This is a genomic window from Streptomyces sp. NPDC006610 (assembly GCF_040611575.1).
In the GTDB taxonomy this organism is placed as follows: Bacteria; Actinomycetota; Actinomycetes; order Streptomycetales; family Streptomycetaceae; genus Streptomyces.
Map to the genome: position 1 here is coordinate 1 of NZ_JBEXOP010000017.1, position 18,669 is coordinate 18,669.

The 18,669-nt window shown below is 74.5% G+C and carries 20 protein-coding genes and 1 tRNA gene; 14 read left to right on the top strand and 7 right to left on the bottom strand.

Features of this window, described 5'->3' with window-relative positions:
• Positions 1 to 109: 109 nt before the first annotated feature.
• The 4 genes from ABZY13_RS16130 (at position 110) to ABZY13_RS16145 (ending at position 1,789) form a co-directional block, all read left to right on the top strand.
• Positions 110 to 703, top strand: a complete 594-nt coding sequence (locus ABZY13_RS16130) for an XRE family transcriptional regulator (RefSeq protein ID WP_356631045.1) — start codon at positions 110 to 112, stop codon at positions 701 to 703.
• Positions 700 to 1,221: a GNAT family N-acetyltransferase gene (locus tag ABZY13_RS16135; protein ID WP_356631047.1), complete on the top strand. Its 522-nt coding sequence runs from the start codon at positions 700 to 702 to the stop codon at positions 1,219 to 1,221. The genes ABZY13_RS16130 and ABZY13_RS16135 overlap by 4 nt, the downstream gene beginning before the upstream one ends.
• Positions 1,222 to 1,251: 30 nt before the next feature.
• Positions 1,252 to 1,611 carry an MmcQ/YjbR family DNA-binding protein gene (locus tag ABZY13_RS16140; RefSeq protein ID WP_356631049.1) on the top strand — a complete coding sequence of 120 codons (360 nt, stop codon included), beginning with the start codon at positions 1,252 to 1,254 and terminating at the stop codon, positions 1,609 to 1,611.
• Between the two features lie 104 nt (positions 1,612 to 1,715).
• A tRNA-Pro gene (locus ABZY13_RS16145) sits at positions 1,716 to 1,789 on the top strand.
• Positions 1,790 to 1,881: 92 nt separating this feature from the next.
• Here the strand turns inward: ABZY13_RS16145 and ABZY13_RS16150 are convergent.
• Positions 1,882 to 2,418 carry an NUDIX hydrolase family protein gene (locus tag ABZY13_RS16150; protein WP_356631051.1) on the bottom strand — a complete coding sequence of 179 codons (537 nt, stop codon included), beginning with the start codon at positions 2,416 to 2,418 and terminating at the stop codon, positions 1,882 to 1,884.
• Positions 2,419 to 2,464: 46 nt separating this feature from the next.
• Positions 2,465 to 3,277 carry an SAM-dependent methyltransferase gene (locus ABZY13_RS16155; protein ID WP_356631053.1) on the bottom strand — a complete coding sequence of 271 codons (813 nt, stop codon included), beginning with the start codon at positions 3,275 to 3,277 and terminating at the stop codon, positions 2,465 to 2,467.
• A gap of 160 nt (positions 3,278 to 3,437) precedes the next feature.
• Between ABZY13_RS16155 and ABZY13_RS16160 the strand changes: the two genes are divergently transcribed.
• Positions 3,438 to 4,319 (top strand): Cof-type HAD-IIB family hydrolase, encoded by an 882-nt coding sequence (locus ABZY13_RS16160; protein WP_356631055.1) that lies wholly within the window; start codon positions 3,438 to 3,440, stop codon positions 4,317 to 4,319.
• A 159-nt stretch (positions 4,320 to 4,478) separates the two neighbouring features.
• Positions 4,479 to 5,411 (top strand): Dyp-type peroxidase, encoded by a 933-nt coding sequence (locus ABZY13_RS16165; RefSeq protein ID WP_356631057.1) that lies wholly within the window; start codon positions 4,479 to 4,481, stop codon positions 5,409 to 5,411.
• A 9-nt stretch (positions 5,412 to 5,420) separates the two neighbouring features.
• Here the strand turns inward: ABZY13_RS16165 and ABZY13_RS16170 are convergent, their stop codons facing one another.
• The gene (locus ABZY13_RS16170; protein WP_356631059.1) at positions 5,421 to 6,770 is read right to left on the bottom strand and encodes a protein kinase; all 1,350 of its coding nucleotides are present in this window, start codon (positions 6,768 to 6,770) and stop codon (positions 5,421 to 5,423) included.
• Positions 6,771 to 6,964: 194 nt separating this feature from the next.
• On the opposite strand from ABZY13_RS16170, the gene ABZY13_RS16175 reads away from it, so the two are divergent.
• Positions 6,965 to 8,206: an amidohydrolase gene (locus ABZY13_RS16175; protein ID WP_356631061.1), complete on the top strand. Its 1,242-nt coding sequence runs from the start codon at positions 6,965 to 6,967 to the stop codon at positions 8,204 to 8,206.
• A gap of 124 nt (positions 8,207 to 8,330) precedes the next feature.
• Here ABZY13_RS16175 and ABZY13_RS16180 read toward each other — a convergent pair whose 3' ends face one another.
• From ABZY13_RS16180 to ABZY13_RS16190, 3 genes are all read right to left on the bottom strand, one after another.
• On the bottom strand, positions 8,331 to 9,137 hold the full coding sequence (locus tag ABZY13_RS16180; RefSeq protein ID WP_356631063.1) for an SAM-dependent methyltransferase: 807 nt from the start codon (positions 9,135 to 9,137) through the stop codon (positions 8,331 to 8,333).
• Between the two features lie 503 nt (positions 9,138 to 9,640).
• Positions 9,641 to 10,120 carry a DNA starvation/stationary phase protection protein gene (locus ABZY13_RS16185; protein ID WP_356631065.1) on the bottom strand — a complete coding sequence of 160 codons (480 nt, stop codon included), beginning with the start codon at positions 10,118 to 10,120 and terminating at the stop codon, positions 9,641 to 9,643.
• A 39-nt stretch (positions 10,121 to 10,159) separates the two neighbouring features.
• Positions 10,160 to 10,405 (bottom strand): WhiB family transcriptional regulator, encoded by a 246-nt coding sequence (locus ABZY13_RS16190; RefSeq protein ID WP_356631067.1) that lies wholly within the window; start codon positions 10,403 to 10,405, stop codon positions 10,160 to 10,162.
• Between the two features lie 190 nt (positions 10,406 to 10,595).
• On the opposite strand from ABZY13_RS16190, the gene ABZY13_RS16195 reads away from it, so the two are divergent.
• The 4 genes from ABZY13_RS16195 (at position 10,596) to ABZY13_RS16210 (ending at position 13,683) form a co-directional block, all read left to right on the top strand.
• Positions 10,596 to 11,783, top strand: coding sequence for a thiolase family protein (locus tag ABZY13_RS16195; RefSeq protein WP_356631069.1), 1,188 nt, complete (start codon positions 10,596 to 10,598; stop codon positions 11,781 to 11,783).
• A gap of 49 nt (positions 11,784 to 11,832) precedes the next feature.
• Positions 11,833 to 12,042, top strand: a complete 210-nt coding sequence (locus tag ABZY13_RS16200; RefSeq protein WP_356631071.1) for a hypothetical protein — start codon at positions 11,833 to 11,835, stop codon at positions 12,040 to 12,042.
• A 61-nt stretch (positions 12,043 to 12,103) separates the two neighbouring features.
• Positions 12,104 to 12,889 carry a sulfite exporter TauE/SafE family protein gene (locus tag ABZY13_RS16205; protein ID WP_356631073.1) on the top strand — a complete coding sequence of 262 codons (786 nt, stop codon included), beginning with the start codon at positions 12,104 to 12,106 and terminating at the stop codon, positions 12,887 to 12,889.
• Positions 12,890 to 12,936: 47 nt separating this feature from the next.
• Entirely contained in the window at positions 12,937 to 13,683 is a 747-nt protein-coding gene (locus ABZY13_RS16210) for a cobalt-precorrin-6A reductase (RefSeq protein ID WP_356631075.1), read from the top strand.
• A 52-nt stretch (positions 13,684 to 13,735) separates the two neighbouring features.
• On the opposite strand, the gene ABZY13_RS16215 is transcribed toward ABZY13_RS16210, so the two are convergent.
• Positions 13,736 to 14,797, bottom strand: a complete 1,062-nt coding sequence (locus tag ABZY13_RS16215) for a lysylphosphatidylglycerol synthase domain-containing protein (RefSeq protein WP_356631077.1) — start codon at positions 14,795 to 14,797, stop codon at positions 13,736 to 13,738.
• Positions 14,798 to 15,407: 610 nt separating this feature from the next.
• Here ABZY13_RS16215 and ABZY13_RS16220 point away from each other — a divergent pair.
• Genes ABZY13_RS16220 through ABZY13_RS16230 form a run of 3 tightly spaced genes read left to right on the top strand, consistent with a single transcriptional unit; the run spans position 15,408 to position 18,639 of the window.
• Complete coding sequence (locus tag ABZY13_RS16220) at positions 15,408 to 15,764, top strand: phosphopantetheine-binding protein (RefSeq protein ID WP_356631079.1); 357 nt, start codon at positions 15,408 to 15,410, stop codon at positions 15,762 to 15,764.
• An 8-nt stretch (positions 15,765 to 15,772) separates the two neighbouring features.
• On the top strand, positions 15,773 to 17,215 hold the full coding sequence (locus ABZY13_RS16225; RefSeq protein WP_356631081.1) for a nucleotide disphospho-sugar-binding domain-containing protein: 1,443 nt from the start codon (positions 15,773 to 15,775) through the stop codon (positions 17,213 to 17,215).
• Positions 17,212 to 18,639: a glycosyltransferase gene (locus ABZY13_RS16230; RefSeq protein ID WP_356631083.1), complete on the top strand. Its 1,428-nt coding sequence runs from the start codon at positions 17,212 to 17,214 to the stop codon at positions 18,637 to 18,639. The genes ABZY13_RS16225 and ABZY13_RS16230 overlap by 4 nt, the downstream gene beginning before the upstream one ends.
• Positions 18,640 to 18,669: the final 30 nt, after the last annotated feature.

Sequence of the window (18,669 nt, forward strand, 5' to 3'; positions counted from 1 at the left end):
CCCCGCCGCGGCGCGTCGGCCCACCCCTTCACCCGCCGGGTGGTCCCGGCGGTGTAGGACGCGGCGCCCCCCTCGCGGCGTTTCACATATCCGGGATAACATCCCGGATATGAGACACGCCGATCCTCATTCCCCCGGCGCTCCCCTCCCCGACGTCGACGCCCGGCTGGGCGCGCGCCTCGCCGAGCTGCGGGCCGAGCGCGGCTGGTCGCTGGGGGAACTGGCCGAGCGCAGCGGTGTCAGCCGCTCCACCCTGTCCCGTGCCGAGCGCGCGGAGATCAGCCCCACGGCCGCCGTGCTGAACCGCCTCTGCGCCGTCTACGGCCGCACCATGTCCCGCCTCCTCGGCGAGGTCGAGGCCGAACCGGAGCCGCTGGTGCGCGCCGCCGACCAGCAGGTGTGGGAGGACCGCGCCTCCGGCTTCGTACGGCGGTCCGTGTCGCCGCCGCACTCCGGGCTGCGCGGCGAACTCGTCGAGGGACGGCTCGCACCCGGCGCCGACATCGCCTACGACCGGCCGCCCGTCCCCGGCCTGGAACAGCACATCTGGGTCCTGGACGGGACCCTCGCCGTGACCGCGCAGGACGTCGAGCACCGCCTCGACGCCGGCGACTGCCTGCGGCTGCGCGTGTGGGGGCCGACCCGGTTCCGGTGCGCCGGGCCCGGCGCCGCACGGTACGCGCTGGCGGTGGTGCTGCCGTGACCGTGACCGCGCTGGATGCGACGCGGGTGCTCGACCGCGTCGAACAGCTGGCCGATCTGCTGGTCGACACCGTCGCCGGCGGCGCCTCCGTCGGGTTCCTCGCGCCGCTCGCGCGGGCGGACGCCGTCGCCTGGTGGCAGGGGCGGGCCCGCGCCGTGGCCGCCGGGGAGAGCGCGGTGTGGGCGGCGTACGACGGGGAGCGGGTCGTCGGCACGGTGAGCCTGGTCTTCCCGGACAAGCCCAACAGCCGGCACCGCGCGGAGCTGGTCAAGCTGATGGTGCACCGGGACGCCCGCGGGCGCGGACTGGGCCGCCGGCTGCTGGACACCGCGGAAGGCGCGGCCGCCGCCTTGGGGATGACCCTGCTCCACCTGGACACCGAGAGCGGCAGCCCCGCCGAACGCCTCTACCGCGGCGCCGGCTGGACCAGGGCCGGGACGATCCCCGACTACGCGGCGGACCCGTCGGGCGTGCTGCGCCCCACCACGCTGTACTACAAACACCTGTCCGCGGGGTGAGTGTCAGTGCCTGCCGCTACGGTGCCGATCATGCCGGATGCCGAAGACGTACGTCGTATCGCCCTGTCCCTGCCGGACACGACGGAGAAGATCGCCTGGAGCATGCCCACGTTCCGGGTCGCGGGGAAGATGTTCGCCACCCTCCCGGAGGACGAGACCTCCATGGCCGTGCGCTGTCCCAAGGAGGAGCGCGACGAGCTGGTGCTGGCCGAGCCGGGGAAGTTCTGGATCGCCGACCACGAGTCCCAGTTCGCCTGGGTGCGGGCCCGCCTGGCCGCCCTGGACGACGAGGACGAGCTGCGGGCCATCCTCGCCGACTCCTGGCGCCAGGCGGCCCCGACCCGGTTGCTGGAGGCCCACCCCCGCCTGGGGCTGCCGCCGGGGGAGTGAGGGCCCCGGGCTCCGCGCGGACAAAGCCGTGCGCGATCACCGACCGGAGTGCGGTATTGTTTCCCTGCGCGTTCGGCCGGGGGAAACCCCAGGTCAGACGGCACCGGGACGTGGCGCAGCTTGGTAGCGCACTTGACTGGGGGTCAAGGGGTCGCAGGTTCAAATCCTGTCGTCCCGACGGTGTTGTTCAGCGGGTCCGCCGATGTCGGCGGACCCGCTGAACGCGTTCCGGGCCCGGTTCCCGGTCCCGGTCTCAGAAGGTTCCGGGGCTCAGAAGGTGAGGCCCACATGGGCGAGCGCCTGCTTGAGCAGGACCCCGTGTCCGCCCGGCATCTCGCTGTGCAACTGGGGGGACGCCGCCTCGTGCGGGTCGAACCACACCAGGTCGAGGGCGTCCTGCCGGGGCCGGCAGTCGCCGGTCACCGGGACGACGTAGGCCAGGGACACCGCGTGCTGACGCGGGTCGTGGTACGGCGTGATGCCTTGCGTCGGGAAGTACTCGGCGACCGTGAAGGGCTGCAGCGAGGCCGGGATGCGCGGGAGGGCGACCGGGCCGAGGTCCTTCTCCAGGTGGCGCAGCAGGGCGTCCCGGACGCGCTCGTGGTGCATGACGCGGCCGGAGACCAGGGTGCGGCTGACCGTGCCGTCCGGTCCGATGCGCAGCAGCAGGCCGATGCTGGTGACCTCGCCGCTGTCGTCGACGCGCACCGGCACGGCCTCGACGTACAGGATGGGCATACGGGCGCGGGCCAGTTCGAGTTCGTCGGGCGTGAGCCAACCGGGCGTGGTTTCGGTCATGTCAGACATTGCTTGATCATACTTTCGGTGTCGTCCGGACTGCTCCCCGTCCGTGTCAGGGTTTGACGGCGACCGCGCCGAACTGCGGCACCACCACCGGCGCGTGAAGTCCGGCGCGCCACTGCGCACACGACACCAGACCCGGCTCCAGCAGTTCCAGGCCGTCGAAGAACGCGGCGACGTCGGCGCGGCCGCGGGCGGTGATCGGCGGAGTGGCGTTCTCGTTCCAGAACTTCATGGCCGGAATCTGACCCTCGCCGCCCAGGTCGGGCTCGAAGGTGGGATGCGTCAGCACCAGGAAGCTGCCGGAGGGCACCGCGTCCATGATCCGGCGGACGATGCGGCGGGCCTCGTCGGTGTCCAGGACGAAGTTGAGGATGCCGAGCATCATCACCGCCACGGGACGCGACAGGTCCAGCACGCCGCCGGCCCGCTCCAGGATGGCGTCGGGGTCGTGCACGTCGGCGTCGACGTAGTCGGTGCGGCCCTCGGCCGTGCCGGTGAGCAGGGTGCGGGCGTGCAGCAGCACGATCGGGTCGTTGTCGACGTACACGATCCGCGCGTCGGGCGCGACGCGCTGCGCGATCTCGTGGGTGTTGTCGGCGGTCGGCAGCCCGGTGCCGATGTCGAGGAACTGCCGCACCCCGCGCTCGCCCGCCAGATGCCGCACCGCCCGGCCGAGGAAGTCGCGGTCGGCGCGGGCGATGTCCCGGACGAGCGGGAACATCGACGCGACGTGCGTGCCGACCCGCTGGTCCACCTCGTAGTTGTCCTTGCCGCCGATCCAGAAGTTCCAGACCCGGGCGTTGTGCGCCACCGAGGTGTTCAGCCGTGCCGATCCCTCCGCGTCGGTGTGGGCCTCGCTCACGTCGTCCTCCTCTGCCGCCCCCTGCCGGGACCGCCCCTCACCGGCCATTGTGCCGCCCCGGTGATCACTCTGTCCCGGCAATCCGGTGAGCGGGACGGCCCACGGGCGCGCCGGACGGCACCGGTAGGGTGGACAGCCGTTCACCCGGAGGAAGCAGGACATGCCCTTCTCGCACGCGCCCCTCACCGCCGTCGCCCCCGCCGACTCCGGCCGGCCCGCCGGTCCCGCCGACATCAGGCTGGTCGTCACCGACATGGACGGCACCCTCCTCGACGACGCCAAGCAGCCCCCGGCGGGGCTGTGGGAGGTGCTGGAGCAGCTGGCGGAGCGCGGGGTGCTGTTCAGCCCGGCGAGCGGCCGCCAGTACGCGACCCTCGCGCGCGAGTTCCGGCGGGCGTCGCAGGGCATGGTCTTCATCGCGGAGAACGGCACCTACGTGGTGCGCGACGGCGTCGAACTCAGCTCCGACCCGCTGGATCCCGCCGCGCGGACCGAGGTGGTGGCGGCGGTGCGGCGGCTCGCCGCCGACGGCGTCGACGTGGGCGCCGTCGTCTGCGGCAAGCGCTCCGCCTACGTCGAGCGCGCCGACGAGGCCTTCCTGGCCGAGGTGCGCCGGTACTACGTGGAGCTGCGCGTCGTCCCCGACGTCACCGCCGTCGACGACGACATCCTCAAGGTCGCCCTCTACGACTTCGGCCCCGTCGAGCGGACCACGGCGCCGGCGCTGGCCGCCTTCACCGCCACCCACCAGGTCGTCGTCTCCGGCGAGCACTGGGTCGACATCATGAACCGAACCGCCGACAAGGGGGCGGCCGTCCGCCGCCTCCAGCGGGAACTGGGCATCACGCCCGCCCAGACCATGGTGTTCGGCGACTACCTCAACGACCTGGAGATGCTCGACGCCGCCGAGTGGTCCTTCGCGATGGCCAACGCCCACCCCGACGTCGTCCGGCGGGCCCGCCACCTCGCGCCCTCCAACAACGACGACGGCGTGCTGCGCACCGTAAGGCGCGTGCTGGGGCTGCCGGGCGCGGACGGCTGACCGCCCCTCGGTCACCCGGACGAGCGGCGCGCGGGGCGCGCACGGCGGGCATCCGTGCGCCGGGACTGCGACCGTGTCATGGCCGGTTCTCACGGGCAGGGTGTCAGGGGCCCATCGGCCGTCCGGGCCGTTGCGTCGTGTCCCACAGGGAGGGGAGCCATGTCGTCGCCGACATCCTCGGCCGGCGGGCAGCCGCAGCCCGTGCTGAACCCGATGACCAGCGCAGCCGTGTTCCTGGTGGTGTCCGTCGCACCGGGCGGGGAGAGGACGGCCCGGGACGTGCTGGCGGGGCTCGCCGGCTGGGAACGCGCACTCGGCTTCCCGTACCCCGACGGACGCCTGTCCTGCGTGGCCGGGGTGGGGTCGGACGCCTGGGACCGGCTGTTCACCGGGCCCCGCCCGGCCCGGCTGTACCCCTTCCGCGAGCTGAAGGGGCCTCGCCACCATGCCGTCGCCACCCCGGGGGACCTGCTCTTCCACGTCAGGGCGGCCCGGGCGGACCTGTGCTTCGCGCTCGCCGCCGAGATCATGAAGCGGCTGCGCGGGGTGGCCGTCGTCGAGGACGAGGTACACGCCTTCGCCTACTACGACGCCCGCAACCTCCTCGGCTTCGTCGACGGCACCGAGAACCCCGTCGGACCCGACGCCGCCGACGCGGCCCTCGTCGGCGACGAGGACCGGGACTTCCGCGGGGGCAGCTACGCGGTCGTGCAGAAGTACCTGCACGACGTGGACGCCTGGGAGAGCCTGCCGGTGGAGACCCAGGAGAAGGTGATCGGCCGCACCAAGCAGACCAACGTCGAACTCGACGCGCCCGGCTCCCACAAGGACGTCAACAGCGTCGTCGGGCCGGACGGCGCCGAGCTGCGGATCGTGCGCGCCGCCATGCCGTTCGGCAGACCGGGGCACGGCGAGTTCGGCACGTACTTCCTCGCCCTCTCCCGTGATCCGGAGGTGACGGAGACGATGCTGGAGCGCATGTACCTCGGCGCGGACGACGCGGGCCCCGATCCGCTGCTGGACTACTCGCGGGCCGTCACCGGCACCCGCTTCTTCGTCCCGCCGGCCGACTTCCTGCGGGCGTCGGCGTAGGCGGGCGCGTCAGTCGTCGTCCTCTTCTTCCCGGTCCTCGCCCTTCCCGGGGTCCTTGCCGCCCTTTCCGCTCCGGTCGTCCTTGCCGCCGTCGTGCCCGCCGTCGTCCTCGGGGGCCGGCGTCGGGGAGGAGAGCGTCGGGGCCGAGACCGGCTTGGGGGAGGACGACGGGGTCGCCGAGACCGGCGTGGGGGAGGACGACGGGGTCGCCGGGGCCGATGCGCCGGGTGAGGGGCTCGCCGGGGCAGAGGTACCGGTGGAGTCCGTGCGGGAGCCCTCCGTCGCGGTCCCGTCCGGGGCGAACCACGCCCTGCCCGCCAGCATCGCGCCCAGGAACAGGGCGACCGCGGCGGCTGCCGCGGCCACCCGCCGCGGGGTGACGGCCGGGGCGGCGGCGGACCGGCCACGGCCCCGCGAGGGGGACGGGAGCGCATACGTCGTCGCCGGTCCGGCCCCGGCGGCCGGCCGCGGCGGTGCGGTGGTCGGCGCCGGGGCGGCAGGGGGGACCGCGGCCGGAGCCGGTGCGGCGGCCGGGAGCGGCTCGGGACGGCCCTGCCAGGCGCCGCCGGCGAACCACTCGGCGACCTCGGCGGCGGTGGGCCGGTGCTCTGGCTGCTTGGCCAGCAGGCCCAGCAGATAGCTCTCGAAGGCGGGCGGCACGTCGGCGCCCAGCTGCCGGGGCGGCACGGGGACGGCGTCCAGATGCTGATGCAGGATCGCGATCGGCGTGTCGGCACGGAACGGCGGCACGCCGGTCAGGAGCTGGTAGAGCACGCAGCCGAGGGAGTAGACGTCGCTGGCCGGACCCGCGGGCCTGCCCAGGGCGCGCTCGGGCGCCAGATACAGGCTCGTGCCCACGATCTGCCCGGTCGCGGTGAGCGCGGCGGCCGGGTCGTCCAGGAAACGGGCGATGCCGAAGTCGCCGATCTTCAGCGTGCCGTCGGCGTCCAGCAGCAGATTGGCCGGCTTGATGTCGCGGTGCACGATGCCCTGCTGATGGGCGGCGGCGAGCCCCGCCGCGGCCTGCGCCGCCATCCGGGCCACCCGCTCGGCGGACTGCGGACCGGACCCGGCGAGCAGCCGCGCCAGACTGTCGCCGTCCACCAGCTCCATCACGAGGAACAGCCGGTCCTCGTACGACCCGAAGTCCAGCACGCCCACCACGTACGGGTGATGCAGCCGGCCCGCGGTCTGCGCCTCCAGACGGAACCGGGAGGAGGCGGTGGGGTCGGAGTCCTGGGGCAGGAGCAGCTTCACCGCCACCGCTCTGCCGAGCGTCTCGTCGTACGCCCGCCAGACCTCGCCCATCGCGCCCCGCCCGATGGGATCCTGCAGCCGGTACCGGCCCGCTATGAGCACCTGTCGTTCATCCTCAAGCTGTGTGACCTCATGACGCCGCGGGCCGCAACTCACCGCGTCCGCGCCGGTGATGATGGGAAGATGCCGCGGCTGCCACAGCGTACCGGCAGCCGGACGCGGTCATGATCGCGCGGTGCTCCGCCGGGCGTGCCACGACGCGTCCCAGCCAACCGCGGTCGAGGGAAGGAAGCAGCATGAGGGAACCGCAGGCAGCGGCGGATCTCGCGCGGGACATCACCGCCGACGTGCGGCCCCACGCGCTGGAGCAGCTCTACCGGGACCTGCACCGCCACCCCGAACTCGCCTTCGAGGAACACCGCACCGCGGGCCTGCTGGCCGCCCGGCTGCGCGCCGCGGGCTACGAGGTGGCCGAAAACGTCGGCCGCACCGGCGTGGTCGGCGTCCTGGCCAACGGGGACGGGCCGGTCGTCTGGCTGCGCGGCGACATGGACGCGCTGCCCGTGCCGGAGGCGACGGGGCTGGAGTACGCCTCCACCGTCGACGGCGTGATGCACGCCTGCGGACACGACCTGCACGTCACCTGGCTGGCCGGCGCCGCCGAGGCGCTCGCCGCCGGACGGGAGACGTGGTCCGGGACGGTGGTGGTGATCGGGCAGCCCGCCGAGGAGTCGGGCGGGGGAGCCGCGGCGATGGTCGCGGACGGGCTGCACACGCGCTTCCCGCGTCCCGACGCGCTGTTCGGCCAGCACGCCGCACCCGGACTCGCCGGGTTCGTCGCGCACACACCCGGCCTGATCATGTCGGCGTCCGACGACATCGAGGTCGTCGTGCACGGCCGCGGCGGTCACGGCTCGCGCCCCGAGACCACGGTCGACCCGGTCGTCACCGGCGCGTTCATCGTCACGCGGCTGCAGACCGTCGTCTCGCGGGAGGTCGCCGCCGCCCGGTCGGCCGTCCTCACGGTGGGCTGCTTCCACGCCGGCACCCGGGGCAACGTCATCCCCGACGAGGCCCGGCTCTCCCTCAACCTGCGCACCCAGGACGCCCGGGTGCGCGAGGACGTCCTCGCCGCGGTCCACCGGATCGTGACCGGCGAGTGCCAGGCCGCCGGATGCCCCGCACCGCCCACCGTCACGGTGCGGCCCGGCTGCCCCAACACCGTCAACGACGCCGCCCTCGACGAGCACATCGCGGCCGTCCACCGCGGGCTCCTGGGCGAGGGAGCGGTGCTGGACTTCGGCCCGGCGATGGGCAGCGAGGACTTCTCCCTCCTCGCGCCCGAGGGCGTCCCCTACGACTTCTGGTTCGTGACCACGACCCCGGCCGGCGTCTGGGAGGCGGCGCCGGGGGCGGACCTGACGGAGAAGCTGGACAACGTGCCCAGCAACCACAGCCCTCGCTTCGCTCCCGACCTCGCCGTGCTCCTGCCGGGCACGCGGACGCTGGTGTCGGCGGCGCTGGCCCGGCTGGGCTGAACCGGGGCGGGGGCCGTCAGGCGAGGGACGCAGGCCTTCGGAGCCGGGGTTCGTGAGGCCGGGGTGCCGTCGAGGCCGGGGCGGCCCAGGGCTCAGGGCACGGGCACCCGCAAGGGCGGGGCCGTCACGGCTTGCGGCCCACCGCGCCGTACAGCGACACCGGCGCCGGGCCGATGTCGGATTCGTCGCCCGCGAGGTCGGGCCGCCAGTCACGCACGGACACGACACCGGGCTCCAGCAGCTCCAGTCCCCTGAAGAAACGGCCCACTTCGTCACGCGAGCGGGCCACCAGGGTGACCCCGTTCGCCGTGTACGCCGCGATGCCGCGCCGCACGTTCTCCGGCTCGAAGTCGGCCGTCATCGCCGACAGCACCAGACAGCTGCCCGGCGCGAGCGCGCCGACCAGCGTGTCGACCACGTCGTAGGCGCCGTCCTCGTCCGCGATGAAGTGCATCAGCGCGATCAGCGAGAGCGCGACCGGCCGGCCGAGGTCGAGGACCTGGGCCGCCCCTTCGAGGATGGCGTGCGGATCGCGGGCGTCCGCCTGGAGGTACTCCGTCCGGCCCTCCGGGGTGCCGCGCAGCAGGGCGGCGGCGTGGGCGAGGACGATCGGGTCGTTGTCGACGTACACCACCCGCGCGTCCGGCGCGACGGCCTGGGCGATCTGGTGCATGTTGGGCTCGGTCGGTATGCCCGAACCGATGTCCAGGAACTGGCGGATGCCGTCGCGCACCAGCAGCCGGGTGGCGCGCTGCATGAACCAGCGGTTGCTGCGCGCGGCCCGCGGCGCGCCGCTGTCGATGGCCGCGATCTGCCGGCCGAGCTGCTCGTCCACCGGGTAGTTGTCCTTGCCGCCGAGGTACCAGTCGTACACCCGCGCCGGATGCGGCTTCGTGGTGTCGATGTGGACGGCCGGCCGGGTCCCGGTCACGCGGAGCTCCTCTGCTCGACTGCCCGGCGGTGCGCCGGGCCTGGGGTTTCGAGCAGTCTGACACGATCATGCGCCGGGGCGGAGACTGTCTTCGGCCACCTCCGCGGCCGGTGCGGCACGGGGCGACGGGGCGGCGCGGACTGCCGGTTCGGCGTCCTGTCGGCGGGCCTCACCACGCCGGTCGAGGGGTGGGGGAGACTCGGCCGCTGCGGGCCGTGGAGGGTCCTGTCACGCGCGGACGGTGTCGCTTCCGGCCATTGTCCCCCGCTTGGAGGGGTGTTCGGGGCCTGCCGCCCGCCGCGGGGCGCGCGGGTCCGCCCCGTGCGGGGCCCGCGCGGCCGCGACGGCGACCGGCCCGCGGACTGCGACCGTCCGGGCGGTGACGACCGCTTCGGTCACGACTTCAACGGATCATGGCCCAGCGACATCGGCTCGTGACGCCTTCGCGTCTGCTCGGGCGCGGGCTCGTTCGCGACGTCCGTCTGCGCGCCGCGCTCGCGATCTCACTCGCGCGGGAAGTTCTCCGCCTCGAACATCCACCGCGCCTTCTCCAGGTCGGCGGTGATGGAGATGAGCAGGTCCTGCGTGACCGGATCCGGCTTCTCGGTCGCCTCGATCCGCTTGCGCAGCCGCCCGATCGCCTCGTCCAGCGACTCCACCATCAGCCGCACGACCTCCTCGTCGCGCAGCCAGCCGTCCTTGGGGCCGGGCAGCGCGAAGGCGGCGGCGATGGTCTCGGGGCGGCCGTCCGGCGGCACGCCCAGGGCCGCGGCCCGCTCCGCCACGGTGTCGGCGAAGCTCCGGGCGCTCGAGACGAGTTCGTCGAGCTGGAAGTGGATGGAACGGAAACGCGGGCCCACGATGTTCCAGTGCGCCTGCTTGCCGGTCAGTGACAGCCCGAGCAGGTCCACCAGGGTTTCCTGAAGCGCGTCGCAGGCGACCCGGCGGGCGTCGTCGGGCAGCGTGCTTCTCACGACGGTCATGGTGCGTGTCTCTCCTCGTATCGTGCGGGACGTCCGGTCTCAGGTCGTGCTGGACGCCCTGGAGTGGCGGAGCAGTGCGGCGCGTTCGTGTTCGGCCGTTCCGCCCCACACGCCCGAGGTCTGCCCGCTGCTCAGCGCGAAGCGCAGACACTCGGCGGTCACCGCGCACCGGGCGCAGACGCGCTTGGCCGCGGCGACGTCCCGCAGTGCGGGACCGGTGGTACCCACGGGGAAGAAAAGTTCGGGGTCCTCGTCCACACAGGCGGCGCTCCGCAACCACTCCATGCGAGCGCGGGTGCCCCGGGCGAACCGGTGTAAACACCACGCGTCTCGCCGGACGGGGCGGGTGCGGGGTCCTTTCCAGGCGGACGGGCGGCGGACTATAGTCCCAGGAAGCAAACTAGCGGTGCTAATTAACACTCTGCCGACCATCCGGTCACCCCGGTCACCCGGTCAGCCCCGAGGGAGTCCCGTCGTGCGTCCCGTCCACTTCGCGGCAGCCCGCCGCACCCCCATCGGCAAACTGCGCGGAGCCCTGTCCCGCGTGCGGCCCGACGATCTCGCCGCCACCGTCATCCGCGGCCTGATCGCCGACGTGCCGGCGCTCGACCCCGCCCGCGTCGACGACGTCTACTGGGGCGCCGCCAACCAGGCGGGCGAGGACAACCGCAACGTCGCCCGCATGGCCGCCCTGCTCGCCGGGCTCCCCGAGTCCGTGCCCGGCGCCACGGTCAACCGCCTGTGCGCCTCCGGGCTGGAAGCCGTCACCGCCGCCGCCCGCACCATCGCGGCCGGCGAGGCCGACGTCGTCCTCGCCGGCGGCTCCGAGTCGATGAGCCGCGCCCCCTTCGTGCTGCCCCGCCCCGACGAGGCCCTGCCGCACCGCATCGAGACCGCCGACACCCGGCTCGGCTGGCGGCTGGTCAACCCGGCGATGAAGGATCTGCACGGCCTGCTGTCCATGGGCGAGACCGCCGAGGAGGTCGCCGAGCGGTACGGCGTCCCGCGCGAGCGGCAGGACGAGTTCGCCCTGCGCAGCCACCGGCTCGCCGCCGACGCCCGCAAGAATGGCCACTTCGACGCGGAACTCCTGCCGGTGGAACGCCCGGACGGGGTGATCGTCGACAGCGACGAGTGCGTCCGGGAGGACACCTCGTACGAGAAGCTGGCGAGTCTGAAGCCGGTCTTCCGGCCGGGCGGCACGGTGACCGCGGGCAACGCCTCTCCCATGAACGACGGCGCGGCCGGTCTGCTGCTGGTCAGCGAGGAGGCCCTGAACGATCTCGGTCTCGTATCCCTCGGCCGCTATGTCGCCGGCGCCTCCGCGGGGGTGCACCCCGACGTGATGGGCATCGGCCCGGTCCCGGCGACGCGGAAGGTGCTGGCGCGCGCCGGCTGGGAGGTGGGGGACGTCGAGGAGGCCGAGTTCAACGAGGCGTTCGCGGCACAGGCCCTCGCCTGCGTGGAGCAGCTCGGCTTCGACCCCGAGCTGGTCAACCCCAGCGGCGGCGCGATCGCCCTCGGCCATCCGCTGGGCTGCTCCGGCGCCCGCATCCTGACGACGCTGCTGCACCGGATGCGCCGCACCGGCGCGGGGCGGGGGCTGGCGACGATGTGCGTGGGCGTGGGGCAGGGCAGCGCGGTGCTCGTCGAGCGGGCGTGAACGGGAGCGGGGCGGGGGCGGATGCGGCGCTTGCCCCGCTGCCGGTGCGGTGCTGATCAGGCGGTGGGCGCGGCGCTGGTGGGGCGGCGGTGCGGCGCTGATCCGGCGGTGGGTGCGGCGCTGGTGGGGCGGCGGTGCGGCGCTGATCCGGCGGTGGGTGCGGCGCTGGTGGGGCGGCGGTGCGGCGCTGATCCGGCGGTGGGTGCGGTGCCGGCCGGGCGGCGGTACGGCACTGATGCGGCGGTCGGTGCGGTGGTGATGGGGCGGTCGGTGCGGTGCTGATCAGGCGTTGATCGCATACGCCTAGCATGAGTGTCCGCATGGACACGATGACGCTCTGGAACATCAACGGCTGGCAGTTCGCCGCCCTCGCCCTCGCCGTGTTTCTCGTCGGCTTCTCGAAAACGGCTGTGAGCGGCGCCAACACGGTCAGCCTCGCCATCTTCGCGGCGGTGCTTCCGGCCCGCGCCTCCACCGGCGTACTGCTTCCGCTGCTGATCGCCGGGGACGTGGTGGCCTCCGCCACCTACCGGCGGCACGCCCACTGGCCCACGCTGTGGCGGCTGTTCCCGGCTGTCGGGGCGGGGGTCGTCCTCGGCACGGTCTTCCTGATGTGGGCCGGTGACGACGTCGTCCGCAGGTCGATCGGAGCGATCCTGCTGCTGATGGCGGGCGTGACGGTGTGGCGCCGGCGGCGGGCCGGGACGGCGGGGGAACCGGAGCCCGAGCCGGAGGAGGTGGCCACCGCGGCCGGCCGGATCAAGGCGCGGTCGTACGGCGTCCTGGGCGGCTTCACGACGATGGTCGCCAACGCGGGCGGGCCGGTGATGTCGCTGTACCTGCTGTCGGCGGGGTTCCGGAAGCTGGGATTCCTGGGGACGTCGGCGTTCTTCTTCCTGGTCGTGAACGTGTCGAAGGTGCCGTTCAGCGTCGGGCTGGGCCTGATCGACGGCCGCTCGCTGCTGCTGGACGCCGCACTCGTGCTGTTCGTCGTGCCTGGTGCGGTGGTCGGCAAATGGGCTGTGAACCGCATCAACCAGCGACTGTTCGAACAACTCGTGATCGCGGCGACGGTCGTGGGCGGCGTGCAGCTGCTGTTGCCGTGACGACGCCCCCCCCGACCGTGAGATCCCGTCGGCGTACGCTCACCCCCATGTCCCCGTCCCCCCACGTCCTGATCCTCGGCGGCACCACCGAGGCCCGTGAACTGGCCGCCGCCCTGTCCGCGCGGCCGGACGTGCGGGTGACGACCTCGCTGGCGGGCCGGGTGACCCGGCCGGGGGCGCTCCCCGGTGAGGTGCGCGTCGGAGGCTTCGGCGGGCCGCAGGGGCTCGCCCAGTGGATGCTCGCGCACGACGTGGACGCCCTCGTGGACGCCACCCATCCCTTCGCCGAGACGATCACGGCCAACGCGGCGCGGGCGGCGGCGCTGACCGGCGTGCCGGCCGTGGTGCTGCGCAGGCCGGGCTGGCGGCCGGCCCTCGGGGACGACTGGCATCCGGTCGCCTCCCTGGACGCCGCCGCCGCACTGCTGCCCCGCCTGGGCCGCCGGGTCCTGCTCACCACCGGCCGGCTGGGCCTCGCCGCCTTCGCCCACCTCGCCGGCCTGCACTTCGTCGTACGGTCCGTGGATCCGCCCGAGCCGCCGCTGCCGCCGGACACGCGGGTGCTGCTCGCCCGCGGGCCGTTCGACGTCGCCGGCGAGTCCGCGTTGCTGCGCGAGCACCGCATCGACGTCCTGGTCACCAAGGACAGCGGGGGAGCGGCGACGGCCGCGAAGCTCACGGCCGCCCGCGCCCAGGGCCTGCCCGTCGTCGTCGTACGCCGGCCGCCGCTGCCGGCCGGTCTGACCGCCGAACCGGACACGACGGGCGTCCTGCGCCGGCTGGGCCTGGACTGAAGCCTTCCGTCACCGCGCCTGTCGTCACCGCCCCTCCCTCACCGTCCCTCCGTCACAGCACCTTCCGGTGCACCAGCGCCGACAGGACCAGCGCGCCCGGCAGCAGCGGCACCCACACCGTCACCACTCGGTAGGCCACGACGGTCGCCGTCGCCAGGCCCACCGGCGCGCCGAACGCCACCATCGTGAAGACGAGCGCCGCGTCCACCGGGCCGATGCCGCCCGGCGCCGGGACCGCGCCGACCGCGGTGCTGGCGACGAGCAGCGCGAACACCACCTGCGCCCAGCTCAGTGGCAGCCCCAGCGAGAAGCCGACCGTGGCGATCACGCTGCCCTGGATCAGCGGCGTGGCGGCGGCCCCGCCCCACAGGGCGAGGATTCGGCTGGGGCGGGTGTGCAGGACCCGCGCGTCGGTGAGGGCGGTGCGCAGGAAGGACGCGGTCGGGCGGCGCAGGGCGGGCACGGTCGTCAGGAGCACGGCCGCCGCGGCCCCGGCGGCCGGCACCGAGGCGGCGACCACGAGGAGCGTGCGGTCGTCCGGCAACAGGGCGCCGAGGCGCAGCATGCCGGGGAAGGCGATCAGGAACACGAGCAGGACCATCGTCTTGGCGACCGGTCTGACCAGCGAGTACAGGGCGAGCGAGGCGGTGCCCCGGGCGAGCGGGATGCCCTGGGCCTGAAGGAAGCGCAGGGTGACGGCGTGCGCGCCGATGCTGGCCGGGAGGACGTGGTTGGCGGCGCCGGCCGCGAACTGCGAGGCGAGCAGCAGTCCCGGCGGGAGCCGTTCCGGTATGGCGCCCTGCCGGTTCAGCGCGGCGGCCACCCAGCCGAGGCAGGTGAACCCGAACGCGGCGAGCAGCCAGCCCGGTTCGGCCCCGGCCAGCCGGGCCGCGCCGGCCCGCATGGACGGCCAGTCGACCACCGCCCAGGCCCCGATGACCAGCAGCGGAAGCACGGCGAAGGCGTGCCGGGCGAGCCTGGAGACGACGGGGGAGCGCAGCGGACCGCGAACCCGGACGGAGACGGGAGCGGGAGCGGGGGTGGGCAGGCCGCCCGGGGCGGCGGCGGGGGCGGGGAGCGGCTGGGGGAGGGCCGCTGACCGAAGCAGGGACACGGCGTACGACGTCCTTTCGCATCGCGTCCGGGGGCGGGGAGGCGGACGCATGCCAGGCGAGTCAAGCGGGGACGGCCGAAACGTGCCCGTCCGGTGTGACCATACGGTGTCCTGCAGCCGAAGCGTCGTCAGCCGTCAGGGCAAGAACCCCGCCTGCGGCCTCCGCCGTCCGCTGCACGTGGCCTGTGTCTTCCCCCTTCCCCTCCCCCTGCCCCCTCCCGTTGCCATGCAGTTGCCTGCTGCCTCCGCCGCCCGCGCCAGGGGACGCGACGGGGGTGCGACCGGCCAATCGCGGTCGCCTGTGGCCCAATTTCCCCTTGCGTACGCATTGACAGGCCCGACGGGCCGCTGCTGAACTACCGTCGGCGGGACGGGGGAAATGCTTCGGGCCATCGTGGGAGCGCTCCCACTTCAGGGAATGGCCCCGGGTGAGCAGTCGACTCCCCGGTCTCTCTTTCCAGCTGCACGACTCCCCCCACGCATCGGTACGTCGCGGGCCCGGCCGGTTCCGCCGGCGGACCCCTCTGTCAGTCATGTGCAAGTGCGCAAGGAGAACCACGATGGACGTCCCGTACGCCCGTGTCCGTTCCCTAGTGGGCGGAGGGGCCCGATGACCCCGACCGAGGAGTGCGTGGCGGCCCTGTGGGCCGAAGCCTTGGGCACCGCACCCGAAGACGTCGACACCGACTTCTTCGCGGCCGGCGGCACCTCGCTGAACCTGGTCCGGATGCTCGCCGGGGTGCAGGACACCTGGGGCGTGGAACTGCCCCTCGACCGCCTGTTCACCGAGGGCTTCACCGTGCGCGGCGCCGCCGCCGCGGTGGACGAGCTGCTGCTGGGCGCGTTGGACGCCGACGAACTGCGCGCCCTGGAAGCCGAGTTGGACGGCATGAGCGAGGAAGAGCTCAGCGCCCTGCTGGCGGACTCCACCGGCGCCGGCGGTGGCGTCGGCGCCGAGTCGGCGTAGGCGGGCGGATGTCCCTCTTCCTGCTGGTGACGCACGGCAGCGACGGCGACGTGCTGCCCTTCGTGGCGGTGGGCGCCGCCCTCGCCGGGGCGGGGCACCGTGTGGTGCTGCTGACCCACGCGCCCTACCGGGACGCCGCCGTCGCGGCCGGTCTCGGCTTCCGGGCCATCGACGACGAGTCCGCCTTTGAGCGCACCCTGGCCGACACGCCCGGCCTGCTCGGCTCCGCCCCCGGCCGCCTCGGCTGGGAGGGCTTCTACCGGCGCAACGGCATGTTCGAGCAGATCGCCCGGGAGTGCGCGATGCTGCGGGAGCTGTACCGTCCCGGCGAGACGGTGCTCGTCGGCCGGCACACCTCCGGTGTGTCGGTGCGCTTCGTCGGCGAACTGCTCGGCGCCCCGGCCGCCTGGCTGGCGCTGGCGCCGACCCAGGTGATGGCGGCGCCCGTGGCCGCCCACACCTACGGGACCGAACTGGTCGCCGGCTTCACCGAGGTGCGGGCCGGCCTGGGGCTGCCTCCCGTCGACGACTGGCGGCGCTGGTTCGACGCCTGCGACGCCGTGATCGGCCTGTGGCCGCGGTGGTTCGACGAGGCCGGGCCGCGCTCCCCGTACTGGGTGCGGCTGACGGGCTTCCCCCTCGCGGACACCGCGTCCCGGGCCCTCGGGGAGAGGGCCGGGGCGCAGGACGTCTCCGGGGAGGCCGGCGCCCCGCCGCCCGGTTCCGTCCTCGCCACCGGCGGAACCGGCCGGATGCTGCACCCCCGCTACTACCCGGCGCTCACCGAGGCCGCCGGGCTGACCGGCCTGCCCACCACCCTCGTGGTGCGCCACCGCGACCTGCTGCCGGACCGGCTGCCGCCCAACGTGCGCTGGCAGCCCGGGATCCGGTTCGCCGACGTGCTGCCGCGGGCCGCCGCGCTGGTCCATCACGGCGGCATCGGCACCTGTGCGCGGGCGCTGGCGGCCGGCTGCCCGCAGGTGGTCATGGCCGACGGCATCGACCGCCCGGACAACGCCGCCCGCCTCGCCCGCCGCGGCCTGGCCCGCGTGGCTCCCGCCGAGGGGTGGGGGCCCGGGGAGCTGGCGGAGGCCATCGTCGCGGCGGCGGCCGACGAGGGGTACGGCGAGCGGGCCGCCGGTGTGGCGGCCGGCGCCGGTCATGCCGAGCGGGCGCCCGACGCCACGGTCGGCGACGGCACCCGGGAACGCGCGTCCGAGGTGCCGGTCCCCGCAGACGGAGCCGCCGTGGCCACCCGCACCCGTGACCAGCACCCCGTTACGGACCTCACCCTCCCAAAGGGCGGTGCGGTGGCCGCGGCCCGGCAACTGGCCGCGCTGGAACGGCCGGTGGCGGGCACCGTCGCCCGGCTGCGCGCGCTGTCCGCACCGGACCGCGCCCGGCTGCGCGCCGCCCGCGCCGCCGCGTCCCCCGACGGAGCGGCCCGGTGAAGATCCTGCTCGCCCAGAACCTCATCCACCTGCCCTCGCACGGCGGCGCGAACCGCTCCAACCGGCTGCTGATGGAGGAGCTGGCCCGCCGCGGTCACACCTGTCTCGTGGTCGGCCCGCTGACCGGCGCGCTCGCCACCGGTCCGGAGACCGGTCCGGACGCCGCCGTGGCGGCGCTGCGCGAACGCGGCGCCACCGTGCTGGACGACGGTCCCGACGCCGTCGTCTACCGGTACGGGGGCGTGGAGGTGCACGCCGTGCGCTCGCCCTGGCTGCTGCCGGGCCGGATCCGCGCCGCCGCCCGCGTCCTCGGCCCCGACGTCACCCTGACGCCCAGCGACGACCCGGGTCTGATGGTGCTCGGCGCGGCCCTCGCGGCCACTCCCGACCGCGTCGTCTACCTCGTGCACACCCTGCAGCAACTGCCGTTCGGGCCGGGGGCGTTCTACCCCAGCGCGGCCGGGACGGCGCTGGTGCGCCGGGCCGCCGCGGTGGTCGCGGTGAGCCGTGCCGCCCAGCGGTACGTCGCCGACCACGCGGGCCTCGACTCGGTGCTGATCCACCCGCACGTCTACGGGCCGGGGCCCTTCCCCGACCACGGCGCCGCCGGTGCCGACGGCCGCGCGGTCACGCTGATCAACCCGTGCGGCTACAAGGGCATCACGGTGCTGCTGGGTCTGGCCGACGCCCTGCCCGACGTGCCCTTCCTGGCCGTGCCGACGTGGGGCACGCAGCCCGCGGACCTGGAGCGGCTGCGCCGTCGCCGCAACATCGAACTGACCGCGCCCGTCGACGACATCGACGACGTCCTGAGCCGCACCTCGGTGCTGCTGATGCCCTCGCTGTGGGACGAGACCTTCGGCTACAGCGCGGTGGAGGCGCAGCTGCGGGGCATCCCCGTGCTGGCCTCCGCGGTCGGCGGACTCGCGGAGGCGGAGCTGGGCGTGGCCGGGACGCTGCCGGTGCGCCCGGTGACCGGGTACGCGGCGCGGGCCGGCCAGGCACGTCCGGAGCCGGTGATCCCGCCGCAGGACGTGACGCCCTGGCTGACGGCGCTGCGCGCCCTGCTGGAGGACGAGACGGCGTACCGGGCCAGGTCGGGAGCCTCCCGGCGGGCGGCGCACGCCTTCGTCGCCGGGCTCGACCCGGGCGCGCCGGAACGCTTCCTGACCGCTCTGTCCACGGCCCGGCGAGCCGCTCCGGCCGTCCCCGGAGCCGTGTCGGGACCGGGAGGTGTATCCGGACCGGGAACCGTGTCGGAAGCGGGTGCCGGACCACGGCCGGACCGGACCTCCGTCCCCACCGGCGACGCCGGCTCCTCGTCCGCGAGGGCGGCGGCGCTGCGCGCGCTGGCGGCCCGCCGGGCACGGACCGCGCCGCGGCCGGGGAAGCGGCCGGCGGACGGAGGAGCGCCCACCGGCTGACGGGCGGCCGTGATCTGCGCGCTTCCGGCC

Coding starts and splice junctions, on each gene's coding strand:
- ABZY13_RS16160 (WP_356631055.1), top strand. CDS start 3,438: ATGCCCTTCTCGCACGCGCCCCTCACCGCCGTCGCCCCCGCCGACTCC.
- ABZY13_RS16175 (WP_356631061.1), top strand. CDS start 6,965: ATGAGGGAACCGCAGGCAGCGGCGGATCTCGCGCGGGACATCACCGCC.
- ABZY13_RS16140 (WP_356631049.1), top strand. CDS start 1,252: ATGCCGGATGCCGAAGACGTACGTCGTATCGCCCTGTCCCTGCCGGAC.
- ABZY13_RS16130 (WP_356631045.1), top strand. CDS start 110: ATGAGACACGCCGATCCTCATTCCCCCGGCGCTCCCCTCCCCGACGTC.
- ABZY13_RS16225 (WP_356631081.1), top strand. CDS start 15,773: ATGTCCCTCTTCCTGCTGGTGACGCACGGCAGCGACGGCGACGTGCTG.
- ABZY13_RS16210 (WP_356631075.1), top strand. CDS start 12,937: ATGTCCCCGTCCCCCCACGTCCTGATCCTCGGCGGCACCACCGAGGCC.
- ABZY13_RS16220 (WP_356631079.1), top strand. CDS start 15,408: ATGACCCCGACCGAGGAGTGCGTGGCGGCCCTGTGGGCCGAAGCCTTG.
- ABZY13_RS16185 (WP_356631065.1), bottom strand. CDS start 10,120: ATGACCGTCGTGAGAAGCACGCTGCCCGACGACGCCCGCCGGGTCGCC.
- ABZY13_RS16150 (WP_356631051.1), bottom strand. CDS start 2,418: ATGTCTGACATGACCGAAACCACGCCCGGTTGGCTCACGCCCGACGAA.
- ABZY13_RS16205 (WP_356631073.1), top strand. CDS start 12,104: ATGGACACGATGACGCTCTGGAACATCAACGGCTGGCAGTTCGCCGCC.
- ABZY13_RS16190 (WP_356631067.1), bottom strand. CDS start 10,405: ATGGAGTGGTTGCGGAGCGCCGCCTGTGTGGACGAGGACCCCGAACTT.
- ABZY13_RS16165 (WP_356631057.1), top strand. CDS start 4,479: ATGTCGTCGCCGACATCCTCGGCCGGCGGGCAGCCGCAGCCCGTGCTG.